Annotated in this window: 12 protein-coding genes; 5 read left to right on the forward strand and 7 right to left on the reverse strand. The window is 50.7% G+C overall.

What is annotated here, in order from left to right; translation table 11 throughout:
• Positions 1-29: 29 nt before the first annotated feature.
• Together bamA and ACO08I_RS20405 are read right to left on the reverse strand one after the other, a co-directional pair.
• Positions 30-2618, reverse strand: a complete 2589-nt coding sequence (gene bamA, locus ACO08I_RS20400) for an outer membrane protein assembly factor BamA (protein WP_282781178.1) — start codon at positions 2616-2618, stop codon at positions 30-32.
• 242 nt (positions 2619-2860) lie between these two features.
• A complete protein-coding gene (locus tag ACO08I_RS20405; RefSeq protein ID WP_421946923.1) occupies positions 2861-3610 on the reverse strand; it encodes an isoprenyl transferase in 750 nt (249 codons plus the stop codon).
• Between the two features lie 290 nt (positions 3611-3900).
• On the opposite strand from ACO08I_RS20405, the gene ACO08I_RS20410 reads away from it, so the two are divergent.
• Positions 3901-5616 carry a M3 family oligoendopeptidase gene (locus tag ACO08I_RS20410; RefSeq protein ID WP_421946924.1) on the forward strand — a complete coding sequence of 572 codons (1716 nt, stop codon included), beginning with the start codon at positions 3901-3903 and terminating at the stop codon, positions 5614-5616.
• Between the two features lie 92 nt (positions 5617-5708).
• On the opposite strand, the gene ACO08I_RS20415 is transcribed toward ACO08I_RS20410, so the two are convergent.
• From ACO08I_RS20415 to ACO08I_RS20430, 4 genes are all read right to left on the reverse strand, one after another.
• Positions 5709-7487, reverse strand: a complete 1779-nt coding sequence (locus tag ACO08I_RS20415) for an Ig-like domain-containing protein (protein WP_421946925.1) — start codon at positions 7485-7487, stop codon at positions 5709-5711.
• Between the two features lie 17 nt (positions 7488-7504).
• On the reverse strand, positions 7505-7954 hold the full coding sequence (locus tag ACO08I_RS20420; protein ID WP_282781197.1) for a hypothetical protein: 450 nt from the start codon (positions 7952-7954) through the stop codon (positions 7505-7507).
• A gap of 111 nt (positions 7955-8065) precedes the next feature.
• On the reverse strand, positions 8066-9022 hold the full coding sequence (locus ACO08I_RS20425; RefSeq protein ID WP_421949728.1) for a threonine ammonia-lyase: 957 nt from the start codon (positions 9020-9022) through the stop codon (positions 8066-8068).
• A gap of 2 nt (positions 9023-9024) precedes the next feature.
• Positions 9025-9240 (reverse strand): hypothetical protein, encoded by a 216-nt coding sequence (locus ACO08I_RS20430; protein WP_421946926.1) that lies wholly within the window; start codon positions 9238-9240, stop codon positions 9025-9027.
• Positions 9241-9393: 153 nt separating this feature from the next.
• Here ACO08I_RS20430 and ACO08I_RS20435 point away from each other — a divergent pair, with 153 nt between their 5' ends.
• Positions 9394-9879: a hypothetical protein gene (locus tag ACO08I_RS20435; protein WP_044216694.1), complete on the forward strand. Its 486-nt coding sequence runs from the start codon at positions 9394-9396 to the stop codon at positions 9877-9879.
• Positions 9880-9885: 6 nt separating this feature from the next.
• Positions 9886-10680 carry a hypothetical protein gene (locus ACO08I_RS20440; RefSeq protein ID WP_044216692.1) on the forward strand — a complete coding sequence of 265 codons (795 nt, stop codon included), beginning with the start codon at positions 9886-9888 and terminating at the stop codon, positions 10678-10680.
• 17 nt (positions 10681-10697) lie between these two features.
• Here the strand turns inward: ACO08I_RS20440 and ACO08I_RS20445 are convergent, their stop codons facing one another.
• Complete coding sequence (locus tag ACO08I_RS20445) at positions 10698-11342, reverse strand: carboxypeptidase-like regulatory domain-containing protein (RefSeq protein ID WP_282781204.1); 645 nt, start codon at positions 11340-11342, stop codon at positions 10698-10700.
• Between the two features lie 355 nt (positions 11343-11697).
• Between ACO08I_RS20445 and ACO08I_RS20450 the strand changes: the two genes are divergently transcribed.
• The gene (locus tag ACO08I_RS20450; protein ID WP_282781207.1) at positions 11698-12519 is read left to right on the forward strand and encodes a prohibitin family protein; all 822 of its coding nucleotides are present in this window, start codon (positions 11698-11700) and stop codon (positions 12517-12519) included.
• A gap of 252 nt (positions 12520-12771) precedes the next feature.
• Entirely contained in the window at positions 12772-14016 is a 1245-nt protein-coding gene (locus ACO08I_RS20455; RefSeq protein ID WP_421946927.1) for an NAD(P)/FAD-dependent oxidoreductase, read from the forward strand.
• Positions 14017-14303 lie beyond the last annotated feature (287 nt).

Here is a 14303-nt window from a genome sequence, read left to right on the forward strand (position 1 = left end):
CCCCGTTTTCCGTCTTTGGTTACGGTAGATTATTCCGGCTCGAAACCAAGTATGATGTTGAAGTTGCCCAGGCCCTGAATGGTCCGATCCGCACCAGGCTTATCGAAGCCGATACCGTAATCGAAGCCAAGTGTACCAAACATAGGCAGGAAGACCCGAAGGCCAAGACCGGCTGAGCGGCGGAGATCAAAGGGATTGTACTCCCGGGTGGATCTCCATGCATTCCCCCCCTGTGCAAAAGCCAAAACGTAGATCGTTGAGCTCGGATTGAGCGAAAGTGGGTACCGGAGTTCTAATGTAATCTTGCTGAATACTGGTGTGGCCAGCGTTTGACCTTGGCGTGCCGGGTTGATATTGGCAGGAAGTTCCGTTTCCTCGTAGCCCCGCAATGAGATAATATCCACACCCTGGAAACCGAACTGTTGGTTGTTAATACCATCACCACCCAGCAGAAAGCGCTCAAATGGGGAGGTACCCAAACGCGAGTCGTAAGAGCCCACCATACCGATTTTGGCTTGAGCCTTGAAGATGAGGTCCCCCACGATTGGCGTATACCAATCCGCATCAAACCGCCACTTGTGATACTCTACGAAGCGGAAGCGCTCCTGTACCGGCTCAGAGGCGTAGTCCCGGTCCGGGTTGAAAAGAGAATAGGGTGGGGTAAACTGTACAGAAAGTGAAATCCGGGATCCATCTTTCGGGAAAATCGGATCATTAACCGTAGAGCGGACCAGAGTCTGTGTAATACTAAAGTTGTTGAACTTTCCATTATTCACAAATTCATTCTGATCGGTAGTAAACGCTTGTCCGGCCCATTGAATCAAAGTGAGTTGCTGTAGATTTAGGGCAGTGCTGGTGACGAAGTTATCATCCGGCCACCTTAGGCGCTTACCAAGGCTAACAGATAGCTGAGCAATACTCAGACTGCTTGGGTTAGTTCTGCTAAAGCTGCCCGAAAATTTGTTGTAGAAACCAGCCACGGTAAGAGAGTTGGGCTTTTTGCCACCCAGCCATGGCTCAGTGAAAGTAGCGTTATAGGACTGGAAGAAAGCACCATTAGTCTGCGCACGTAACGACAGGCGCTGACCATCACCCTGCGGTAAGGGGCGCCAGGCTTCCTTGTTGAAGAAGTTGCGCATGGAGAAGTTGTTGAACGAAACCCCCAGCGTACCAATCACACCCTGAAGGCCACCCCAGCCAGCGGAAAGCTCCAACTGGTCGGAGGGTTTTTCTTCAAGCGTGTACTCGATATCCACAGTGCCCCGCTGCGGATTGACCGGCGTATTGATACCCAACGTCTCCGGGTTGAAGTAGTTGAGGTTCATTAGTTCCCGCTGCGAGCGGATGATATCGGAACGGCTGAACTTCTTGCCCGGAAGTGTCCGGAGCTGACGGCGGACCACATGCTCGTGCGTGCGGTCATTGCCTTTGATCACCACTTTGTCGATCGTCGCCTGAGGGCCTTCAAATATTCGGATTTCCAAATCAATGGAATCGTCTTCCACCGCCACTTCAATAGGGTCTACCTGGAAAAAGAGGTAGCCGTTGTCCATATAAAGCGTGCTGACATCCCGTCCATCCTGACTAAAACTCAGGCGGGTCTGCAGCAGTTCCTGATTGTAAATATCCCCTTTGGAGATGCTAAGTACGTTGGCCAGGGTTTGCTCATCGTAAATGGAGTTGCCCTTCCAGGCGATATTCCGAAAATAGTACTGATTGCCCTCGTCGATATTGATTTGGATGTTGAGCAAGCCGTCTTCATCCCGGTATAGACTATCGCTTTCGATGGCCGCATCCCGGTAGCCCAGCGTATTGTAAAAAGCAACGAGGGCCTCTTTATCTTCCTCGTATTCGTCCATAATGAATTTGGAGGAGGCGAAAAGGCGGCGCTTCTCCTTGGTGTCCTCCATTTTTTTGCGCAGCTTCTTGCCCTTGACGTTGTCGTTGCCCACAAAGTTGATATTGCGGATTTTCACTTTGTCCTTCCGGTCTATATCAAAGACCAGGCGGACCGAGTTCGGGCGGATGGAGTCCGGGATTTCCCGAACAGTGGCTACGGCATCCAGATAGCCTTTACCAATAAAATAGTCTTCAATGGCTTCGCGAGCGTTGGTCTTGACGTTTTCAGTGACAATCCCGCCTTTGAGCAGGTATTTGTTCACTTCGTCGTTGAGGTCATCATGGACGGATTTTTTCACGCCCTGATAGGAGTGGCGGGTGAGACGGGGGCGCTCCTGAACATGGATTTCCAGGAAAACAATATCACCGATTGTTTTTTCCTTGACGATTTTGACATCCGTGAACAGGCGCAGTTTCCAAAGGGCTTTAATCGCTTTTTGGATTTTAGGCCCTGGAATGCGGATTTTATCACCTACGCGGAAGCCCGCGATACTGATCACAGCGTTATCATCACTATAGTCTGCGCCAACGACTTTAATGCCGCCGATTTCGTACTCCAGCGGTTCGCCGTATTCGAGTACCGGGATGCTGTCTTGATCAGCTTGTGCCAGGAGTGGCAGGCTCAGCACCAGGAGAGGCAGGCTCATCAGGCACTTCAGAAAAAAGGCTTTTGTCTTCATCTGCATAGAATCGCTTTGCAGGTATGTCAATTGTTTCATGTGCTTCTGTTGCAAGTTGCTGTGCTTTTTTAGCGCTCCCAAAGCAGGGGCACAGCTGGCGCTGGTACTTTTCTGAAGCCGTTTTTCATTGGCTTTCAGTGGATTTGCCCGCAAAAATAAGCGTTGTAATCAGCAAAACCGCATATTCCGGTGGCGGATTAGAAAAAACTACCTTAAGGGGACGCCTTGCTGCCACCTGAGGTTGTATGGGCCCGGTGAAAATTCTCTTATTGCAGTCTGTTTTACACCAATTGTTCACTGGTTTTCCCAAACCGCCGCTCTCGCCGCTGATAGTCGATAATAGCCTGGTAGAAATGAGCTTTGCGGAACTCTGGCCAGTAGGTAGGAGTGAAGTAGAGTTCTGCATAGGCAATCTGCCAAAGCAGGAAATTGCTGATCCGGGTTTCTCCACTGGTGCGGATGAGCAGTTCCGGGTCAGGTATACCCTTCGTACTGAGGTGGCGCCCCAGGGTGTCCTGATTGATGTCTTCCGGTGCCAGTTCTCCGCTTTTGATCTGTTCGCTCAGGCTTTTGGCGGCTTCCGTGATTTCCCACCGGCCACTGTAGTTGAGTGCCAGGACCAGGGTCATCCGCTTGTTGTGCTGGGTTTTCGCAATGCCATCGAGCAGGGCCTTGTGGGTAATATCCGGCAGTTTGGAAAGGTCGCCTATTGCCTTGAGGCGGATGTTGTTTTTATTGAGGGTTTCAATTTCGTTGGACAACGTTTCAACGAGCAGGCGCATCAGTGCACCTACCTCCAGCTTCGGGCGTTTCCAGTTTTCTGTGGAAAAAGCATAGAGTGTAACGTATTCTACCCCCAGTTCGGCAGCAGCCTCTGTGACTTCCCGCACGGCGGTTACCCCGTTTTTGTGGCCAAACACCCGTGGCTTGCCGTGCTGCTTAGCCCACCGGCCGTTGCCATCCATAATGACTGCAATATGCCGGGGGAGTTTATCGAGGTCTATTTGTGATTTTAATGCTTGCTGTTCCACGTCATCGCTTTTATGCTGGCCCCTCGTTGCCTAAACTTTTGCCTATACGGCCTGTTAAGCAACTGCCTGAATCTTAAGCAGGCTAAGATAAGGTCAGGATTGGGGAAACAGCCACAAATGTACACACTTTCCGCCCAAGTAAGGGGAAGATAGGCTGTAAATTGTCTTATCTTTGATCTCCTTTAGCAGGCGCTGCTGGCCGGGACCTGTTCTGTCTTTCCGATCAGAGGTGCTTGTCTCCCCGTAAATCTTACCGCTTTGTTATCTCATTTGAAAGCCGCAACTAAACTATGCAAACCTTAGCCGTGAATACAACATTTGACCAGTTTGAGTACAAGCGCCCCGATTTTAAGCGCTTCGAAGAAGACTTTCAGACTGCCCTTGATGCTTTCGAGCACGCTCATGACGCAGAGGAACAACACGAAGCCTTGCGCCGTATCAACGATTTGCGCAATACCTTCTCTACCATGTATAACCTCTGCATGATCCGGCATACAATGGACACCGGAGATGAATTCTACGAGAAGGAAAACGAATACTTCGATCAGCAAACCCCGGCCTATCAGGGGCTGGTCAATAAATTCTATGCTCAGCTGCTCAGCGCAAAATTCCGGCAGGAGCTGGAAGCACGATGGGGAGCACAGCTCTTTCGTATTGCCGGGCAGAGCCTGAAAACCTTTGATGACTCCGTGCTGGAGCTGCTGCAGGAAGAGAATAAACTGAGCAGTCAGTACACCAAGATCAAAGCGGGCGCAAAGATCGAGTTCCGCGGCAAGGAGGAAAATCTGTCTTCCATCATTAAGCATGAGACGGATAGAGATCAGGCGACCCGCCGGGAAGCACAGCTCGCTAAGTGGGGCTTTTATGAAGCCAATGCTGAAGCCATTGAGGGCGTATTCGACCAACTGGTCAGGGTCCGCCATCAGATTGCGAAAAAACTGGGCTACGACAACTTCATCGGGCTGGCCTACGACCGTATGCTGCGCTCCGATTATAACCCGGAGATGGTAGCTAACTTCAGGGAACAAGTCAAAACGCATATTGTGCCCATCGCGCAGCAGCTGTACGAACGGCAGCGCAACCGCCTGGGGCTGGACAAACTCCGCTTTTACGATGAAGACCTCCGCTTCGCCTCCGGCAATCCGGACCCTAAAGGCGAGCCGGGCTGGATCGTAGAGCAGGCAGAGCAAATGTACCGGGAGCTTTCACCGGAGACGCATCAGTTTTTCCGCTTTATGCAGGATGCTAAACTCATGGACCTGGAAACCCGCCCCGGTAAAGCCACCGGAGGATACTGCACCTTCATCGATGGCTACAAAGCGCCGTTCATTTTCTCCAACTTTAATGGCACAAGCGGCGATATCGATGTGCTGACCCACGAAGCTGGCCACGCCTTCCAGGTTTACAGCAGCCGGGATCAGGGCATAGGGGAGTACGTTTGGCCCACTACGGAAGCCTGTGAGATCCACTCTATGAGTATGGAATTCTTCACCTGGCCATGGATGGAATCCTTCTTCAAATCGGACACGGAGAAATACAAATTTGGTCACCTCGCGGGTGCTATCCACTTCCTGCCTTACGGTGTAGCCGTGGATGAATTCCAGCATTTCGTATACGAAAACCCGGACATTACGCCGGAAGAGCGCAACGCCGGCTGGCGGCGGATTGAGCAGAAATATTTGCCACAACGCGACTACGATGGGTATGATTTTCTGGATGCCGGGCGCTTCTGGCAGAAGCAAAGCCACATCTTCAACGTGCCCTTCTACTACATCGACTATACGCTGGCGCAGATTTGTGCCTTCCAGTTCTGGAAAAAAGATCAGGAGGGGCACGAAACGGCCTGGAGCGATTACCTGCGGCTGTGCCAGGCAGGCGGCAGTCAGTCCTTCCTGGAGTTGGTCCAACTGGCTAACCTGCGCTCCCCCTTCGGAGATGGCTGTGTCGCTTCAGTGGTGGATGTAATCAAAGAATGGCTGGAGCAGGTGGATGACCGCTCGTTCTAGTGGATTGAGCTGTAAATACTTAGCCACTTAACCCCGGCAGTAATCGGGGCAGTCAGGGCTTCAGGAGCAATAAAATGAGCAGGCAATACGGGCTAGTTTTTCTCGATCTGGTCCCGTACGGAAGGCGGTAGATTATCCAGATTGCGCAGGGTGTCCACAGCGGTACTGTCTGTAGCGGTCGAATCTATCGCCGTTACTTCCGGCCGGGCAAGAGGCGGCTGCCGTTTTTGCCGGGCTTGCTGCTGCATCTGATCCAGCGTAACGACGGCTTCAAGGTCCCAGTTGGCCCGGAGCTGTTCCAAATCGCGGGTGTACATGAGCTCGGGTTGCCGGTAGGTGTCATAATGGCCGGAATCCCAGTGCCCGTTGCCATTCCAGTCCTCCGTAAGGCGTACCGTGAAAGTAGCCGGGCGCAGGTATCGGAGCTCCTGCCCGAAGCTCGTTTGCCCGGACACCTTGTAAGTGTGAATGACGTTTTCCCCATCCATTAATTCAATAATGTAAGCTGAGTCGGCGGAGAGGCTGTCTACGGTCAGGAACAGGTTGCCATAGTTCTTCAGCAGGTCCACATTGATGTCCTGCAGGATCGTATCTGATTTCAGGCTGTAGATATCGGTTACTGCACCGGGCATTAGCTCCAGGGAATAGGGTTTACCTGACTTCCATTTGTAGTCCAGAACAAGCGTACGTTGCCCATTTGTATCCAGGCTGAAGGAAGGCCTCACCAGGGTTTTGGAAGTATCTTCGTATAACTGTATCAGGTTCGTATCATAGGCGAGTATGGGGTGGTTGAAAGAGAGGGCTAGCGGTTCCCTTGGGTGCTGTTTGCTGCTGCCGCCCCGCCCTTCAAAGGTGAGTGTTGCATTCTCTAAAAAAGCAGCCCGGTCGCGTACCCGCACATCAATTGTATCATAAAAAAGGGTATCCTGCTGTATATAAATCTGCCAGGGCTGATCGGTGGTGGTTTCGTACCAGATTTTGGTAGTATCCGGCTGGGTTTCGTAGAGGATCTTACGCTGACTGATATTTTCGTGGGTGATATAAACGTCGTCGGGGCGCGGCTGATTAAAAGCGATTCTGACCCGCCCGTATTGACTGTCGTCACCGGTGGTCAGGCGCAGCGGCAGCGCCTCTGTAAACATTCGGATAGAAAGGGAAGGCTGCAGGCTGTCGCTGACCACAAGCAGGCTGTCGGGGAAGCCAATCGCCTCCTGAGCCTGGTCGAAAAGGTAATTGAGGTTGTTGTCCAGCAAAGCAAACCCCTTGAACGTATCTGCCTTTACATTACGGATGATGAACTGCCCGTCTGCGCCGGTGCGCCCAAAGTAGAAGGGGCGCTCAGTCCGCACTACAGAGTCGGCTGTATTGTCGTAAAGCAAAAACAAGGCTCCTTCTATCGGTTGAGTAGTCCGTGCATCCACGATGATGCCGCGAACACTCAGGGAGTCGATGTAGTCACCGGTAGAAAAAACGTAGCGGACGTCCTGGGCCGGGTTCCGTTCCGTAATATCCTGTATGGCTTCTCCAAAATTGATGGTATAGGTGGCATTTTCCCGTAGTTCTTCCTGCTCATCAAATTCAAAGATGATGGTTTTGCCCTTGATGGAAAGCTCGTATTTGTACTGCAGGGGCGGGGAGATGATGACCTGATTAAAGGCATCGCGTATTTCCACCCACTCATTGAAGGTGAGTTCAATGGGCGATTTTTTGTAGTTGGTTTGATAGTTGCGGGAAGATTTCTCCGGTACCAGTTTGGGGGGCGTTTCGTCCCTGGGGCCACCCTCGGGCCGGCCAGGGTTAGCGCATTGCCAAAGCAGAAAGCCAGTCAGGGACAGCAGTAAAAACCGAAACAGCGTTGTCTTGATTTGCATAAAAAGAGGCGGTACGTTTAGCGGTCTTCTTCCACTTTGACCACATCGGTCAGGGCGTAGATCAGGCGGTTGATGTCATCGGCATTGAGCTCCAGCTTACCGCGGATGGTGATGGGCTCAGCAGTGTACTCGATAGGCTCATTGGCAAATACCTCCATGACTGTTTCCGGGCCAGCTCCACCGCAAAAAAAGCACATATTGTAAGGGTAGGCCGAGAAGATAAACTCTTTGTGCCCTTTATAGCCTTCTACGGGAATGATGTAGCCCCGTACGTCTACGGTTTTACCGTCCATCGCCAGCACATCCTCACTGAATACCGGGACATCCACCTTGAAGCCCATCATCTCGTTGTATTCCTTTTTGAAGGTAATTTTAGACAAGGTTTTCCAGGTCTTGCCCTGCGCTTGTACCTGAAGGGCAGCGCTGCTCAGCAAGAGGGTAACTATGGCGATCAGAAAATTTCTCATACCGGATATGTTAGCTGGTTTTGAAGCCCACGGTGATATTACCGGGCTACAAAAGTAACGTTTCAGCAGGGGAATTGTGTTTAAACATAAAGTTAATAATGGGAACAATTCCTAAAACGGCAGCCGGTCCAGGTCCACATTTCCACCTGTGAGGATCACGCCAACCCGCTTTCCTGCGAACACTTCGGGGTGTTTGAGAATGGCGGCAAGGGGGACGGCACAGCTGGGCTCGATGATGATCTTCATGCGTTCCCAGATCAGCCGCATGGCTTGCAGGATTTCAGCTTCTGAGACCAGGAAAATGCCGTCGAGTTCCCGTTGCAGGATGTCGAAGGTCTTTTCGCCCAGGTTGGTGCGCAGCCCGTCGGCAATGGTGTCAATGGTGGGATTGGATTGCAATTGCCCGCTTTGGAGGGAGCGGTAGGCATCATCAACGGCTTCGGGCTCTGCTCCGTACACTTTTACACCTGGAGCAAAGTACCGTGCGCTTAGTGCGGTGCCGCTCATAAGCCCGCCTCCGCCAACAGGGGCAGTCAGGATGTCCAGCCCTTCCACATCTTCCAGCAGCTCTTTGGCGCAGGTAGCCTGACCGGCAATGACGTTGTAGTCGTTGTAGGGGTGGATAAAAGTAGCGCCCGTTCTATCAACTACCTTTTGCAGGGTGCTTTCCCGGGCAGCGAGGGTGTTTTCGCAGGAAGTGATTTGTGCCCCGTAGCCTTCGGTGGCCGCCCGTTTGGCAGCAGGGGCGTTCTCCGGCATAACGATGTAGGCCGGTACGCCCAGCATTTTTGCGCTAAGCGCTACGGCCTGTGCATGATTGCCGGAGGAGTGAGTCGCCATGCCTTTCCGGCGCTCTGCTTCGCTCAGCCGCACTGCAGCGTTGCTGGCCCCGCGCATCTTAAAGGCGCCCACCTTCTGGAAATTTTCGCACTTGAAAAACAGGGAGGCACCGGCCCTTTCGTCAATGGCAGAACAGGTCAGTACCGGTGTTCGGTGAATGAGCGGCTCAATCGCTTCGTGGGTGGCTTCGATGTCCGCACGGGTAGGAATAGCAGTAAGTGGTCGCATCATTATTGGGGGCCTTTCTTTTGTGATAAACGGAAGCTGCGGATGATGACCATCAGCGCCAGAGTGAAGAGGATGATAAAGGGCAGCCAACTACCGATTTCGTAACCGATTTGGTAGTCTGAGGAGGTGGTGTCGACCCCTTCAGATTGCGGCAGAGCCCGAGTTGTAGTGCCAATAAAAGCCAGAAAAAGCAGTGCCCGGCTAAGGAAAACTCGCATAATAAGTCGTATTATGGTTTGGTGTGCAAAGATAAGGTTATCTTTCCGGTAGGAATAGGTAAAGCGATCCGGCAACGTTAAAGAAAAGCCAAAATAGCCGTATCTTTCTACCATCACAATCCCTTAAACCGTTAAATGGTCAAAAATAAAACCATGAAAAACCTCAAGATTACCTTATCCTTTCTTTTCGCCATTTTAGGCGTGCAGTTTGCGTTTGCGCAAGGCCCATTGGAGTATTGCAACAACCGTTTCGGCTTCTGTGTGGAATATCCGGGCGACCTTCACCTGGCACAGGACCGTCCGATCAATGGGGATGGTATTACACTGGAGGCAGAAAATGGGGCCATACAGGTGATAATCGCTGGTTCGCACAACGTGATGGACTGGACCCCGGAAAAAATTTACGGCTTTGAGAAAGAAGCTTTTCAGGACAAACATCAGGGAGGGACCAAAGAACTGAAGTACGAAGCAGATGCCGGCGGTTTCCAGGCCATTCTTTCTGCCGGCGCCGATGTGGAAGCTATCCGGATGTGGGCCCGCAATGGGGTGTATGTGCTGATCAGCATTACCGGCCCTCAGGCTAAAATCCGTCAGGTTGAAGCCATTTGGAACCAAATTAATGTGAAGTTCAACACCTAAATTTATATGGACTTTCTGGTTACGGGAGACCGCAGCATATTTTTTTACTTATTGCTCTTTTTTCTGCTGGTCGGAGTTGTACAGGCGCTTACAGTAGGCAGCCTGTTCTTCTTTAAGCGTTCCGGTGACCGGAGGTCAAACTGGTTCTTCGGGGTGTTGCTCATTACTTTTGGGCTCACCCTGATCCACAATATTTTTAATTTTATTGAGCTCTACGAGATCTGGCCGGAGGGGAAGTTCCTGCCCCTCTATTTTACGTTGTCCTTTCCGGTCCTGCTTTTTTTTCACGCCAAGTTATCGCTTTACCCTTCCTATCAGCTCCGGTGGACAGACGCCAAGCATTTTATCCTGCCGGTTGGGCAGCTGTTGTTCTTTGTTGTCATGTTTTTGCAGCCGGTGGCAGTGAAAGCGGCAATGGGGCGTGTTTATTTCAATCCCTTTTACGGCGCTTTTGAACAGGGGCTTTACCTGACGTCCTTTTTCGCCTATCTCTATTTTGCCTACCGCTACATTCGGCAGCGGCGACTGGAGGTCCGGCAGGAGCGCAACCCGCATGAGTGGCGAAAAGTACTGTACCTGCGTACGCTGGTGCGGGTACTGCTGGTGCTCTACATTATTCACACGGTTTTCGTGCTGACGGACTTTGTCTACTATGAATTTCTGGAAATCAACCTGCGTGCCGTCAAGTCCTATGTGGCTTTGGGCATGCTATCCTTTGCCGCTCTGGGCTATTGGATGGGCACCTACGGATTTCAGGTCCTGATTTGGGGCCGGAAGGTTTTTGGGAAAACAAATGGATGATGCAGCCCGCAAGGCTGCTACTCATTTTGATCCTTCTTCTTAAAGTCTCCCGCTTTCCAGGAGTCAAAGAACCGTTTCCACGCGATCGGGTTGAAGATATTCATCGGTGGCTGCTGGCCAATATGGTAGAAATCGCGGGACTGCTGCCGTAGATAGAAATCTGCGTTTTCCCTGCCATCTGGCACAACTTCGTTCCGCATACGGCGCAGGGCATCATTGGCCATGTTTTCCTGCGCACGCGCCTGTAGTTCCGGCGTTACGTCCATGGCGAGGAATTCAAGTTTGAAATGCTCCCGGCTTGGCCAGGGGAACACAACTGTCTCTGGCAGGTTGATGGCATCTTGTGTCATCAGCTGCACGATAGAGTAGCGTTCGTCATCGAGGTCTTCAGGGATTTGGTATTCTACGGTTTTGTAGCCAATAGCAGAAAATACTATGATGTCCCCTTTTTCCACTACGATGGAGAAGAAGCCACGCAGGTCAGAGTAGGTGCCCCGACCTTTATCCTTAACAAGAATATTGGTGTAAGGCACCGGGAAGAGTTGGTCATCAGTGCCATCGAGGACCATCCCGGAGAACTGTACCAGGTTTTTACTTTGCTGCGCATTAAGGCTCAGCGTTCCCAGCAGGAAAAGGAAAAGTATGGAAAATCGGATATTCATATTTTGCTCGGCTTTGTCCCAATGTACTCAATTAGAGTGGTACATCATTACTATATAAGACTACTCAGGTCGGTCAAAGGTTTGTTAAGCTCTTCATAAACCCAAACGAATGTAGAAAATATTTGGCAGTTGGGCACTTTTCAGGGAGGCATAATGGAGGAGGGATGCGGCGGCGTGCTCCTGGCGAACAGTTCCGGTCCCGGTAGTGGGATTAGGCTATCGGTTTTTTTTGCGTAAGGCATTAGTCGGATTTCCCCAACCTTCAGTAGAGTAGGCAGAACCCGATTTCCTAAAAGTTGTTATCTTAACAATCAGATGCCAGCGAGGTATCTCATTTCACCAATTAAAATCAATTATGAGCCAAAGTAAATTAATCACATACGGCATCATTGTCTTTGTAGCCCTTATCGCTATCCTGACCTTCTCTAACGCGACTTTCCTGACCATTGAGGCCGGAGAGCGTGGGGTTCTTTTCCAGCGCTTCGGTGGAGGACTGGACCGCGAAAATATCTACAACCCGGGCTTTCACGTGATCGCGCCCTGGAATATTATGTATGTCTACGATATCCGGGAAAAGCAAATTGACGAGGACATGAAAGTACTGTCTGCAAATGGTCTGAACATCAAGGTGGATGTCACGGTACGTGTAAATCCGGATTATAAGAATATAGGCGACCTTCACGAGAAATTCGGGCCACAGTATATTGAAAGCCTGGTTAGGCCAGAGGTTCGTTCTTCTGTGCGTGAAGTCATCGGGCAATTCTCACCGGAAGAACTCTATTCTACCAAGCGCAATGAGGTGCAGGCGTTGATACAGGAAAACCTGCAAGAAAGCCTGGGTGGCAACTTCATAGAGTTGCGGGCAACCCTGATACGCAATATTGAACTGCCGGATAAAGTACGTACGGCTATTGAGACAAAAATCGAGGCGGAGCAAAAAGCCCTGAAGTACGACTACATCCTGCAGCAGGAGCGCAAAGAGGCTGAGCGTAAGATTATCGAGGCGGAAGCTAAAGCAGAGTCCAACCGCATTCTCAGTGCCAGCCTGACTGATAAAATTCTTCAGGACAAAGGTATTGAAGCCACGTTGCAGTTGGCTAACTCTCCGAACTCAAAGGTCATCGTTGTCGGTGGCGATGGCGGCAATGGATTGCCGTTGATACTGGGTGGGAACTAAAAAGAGCACTGTTTGCATTGTTTCTATGTCACAAAATCTGACAAAACAATTAAAATATGCAATAGCCCCATGAAAATGGGGTTTGAAACTTTGTCTGCTCCCCCTATCTTTGTTATAACAATTTGATATTATCGTGCAATCTTCGGATTGCAAGGTAAGGGGGAATCACGGTGCGCCCGCTAGAACTAACCTTCTGGTGGGCGCACGTTTTTTTAGGAGTTTCTGTATCTTAGCGCACTCAATATCCCTCCTATGCAACTAACCACTGATGCTTGTATTATTGGAGCGGGTCCGGGAGGAGCCGCCACAGCCCTTAAGCTCAGCTATCTGGGTATACCTTCTGTATTGGTGGATAAGGCTTCTTTCCCGAGGGACAAGGTATGTGGTGATGCTATCAGTGGTAAAGTAACCACCCTGCTCAACCGGCTTGATCCGGAAATCCTACAGCGCTTTAACGCAAGCCCGGTGCAGTCAGATGTCTGGGGCATTCAGTTTGTCTCCCCTAATAACCGGGCCCTCAATATTCCATTCCGGCCGAATTATGTGCGCAACGCCGCTGAAGCACCCGGTTACGTCACGAAACGTATGGATTTTGACCATTTTCTCGTCAAAGAAGTGGAGCGCCGGGATAATATCCGTTTTTTTGACAATACAGAGATTGTCACATTTAAGCGCACTGAAACCGGCTGGTCTGTGGGTACCAGGTCTGGTGATTTTACGGTGCACTGCCGCATGCTGATCGTAGCCAATGGCGCATACTCTGCATTCAGCCGCAAAGAGGCAGGCCTGGAGAAAGACAACAAACACTACGCCGCAGCAGTCCGGGCCTACTACCGGAACGTCAAAGCACTGGATAAGGACAATTTCATCGAATTGCACTTTATCAAGTCTGTCACACCGGGCTATTTTTGGATATTCCCCCTGCCTAACGGAGAGGCTAATGTAGGGCTGGGTATGCGCAGTGACATTCTCAACCGCCGGAAAGTGAACCTCCGGAAAGAGATGCTACAGTTGCTGGAAACCCACCCGGTACTTAAGGAGCGCTTCAAAGATGCTGAGCTGATTGGTGGTATCAAGGGTTTTGGGCTGCCTCTGGGCTCTAAGCGCCGTTCCATATCCGGAGACCACTATATGCTCGTGGGAGACGCCGGGCATTTGGTAGACCCGCTCACAGGTGAGGGTATTGGCAATGCCTTCTACAGTGGCTTCATCGCTGCCGAACAGCTGGAGCAATGCCTGCAAGCCAATGATTTCTCTGCAGCTTTTCTCAAAGCTTATGACAAACGGGTGGACCGGGTACTCGGCTCCGAAATGCGCCTGAGCTACCGCCTGCAAAAGATGTTGATGTACCCCTTTATCGTCAACCTCATCGCTAGCATTATTGCCGGCAACCAAAAAGTCATCGAAGTCCTGTCCGGTATGTACAATGACTTTAGCCTCCGTGAGCAACTGGTACGCCCGGCTTTCTGGTTGAAAATGTTTTTCCAGAAAAAATAACAGCCCCGACCAACCTTTAAAGGCCAATTCCCCTCCTTATCGTAATTAAATTGACGAAAGCGTCATTTTGTCGGTGACTGGCATTGAATCTTTCCGGATTATTCATTATTTTAGGTGCATATTGAAATAATCTTGCGAGCTTTCTCGTCAGTACAATAAAAATCGACCTTCAGAGTTATATATATATCAAATTGACTTTTAACGTTGGTTTAAAGTTTCATAAACTAGTGAGTGTAAAGCGGCAGCTTTCTGTTAATTCAGGGAGCTGCCTTTTTTTATCGCTTAAC

It is taken from the genome of Phaeodactylibacter xiamenensis, assembly GCF_965229835.1.
Taxonomy (GTDB): Bacteria; Bacteroidota; Bacteroidia; order Chitinophagales; family Saprospiraceae; genus Phaeodactylibacter; species Phaeodactylibacter xiamenensis.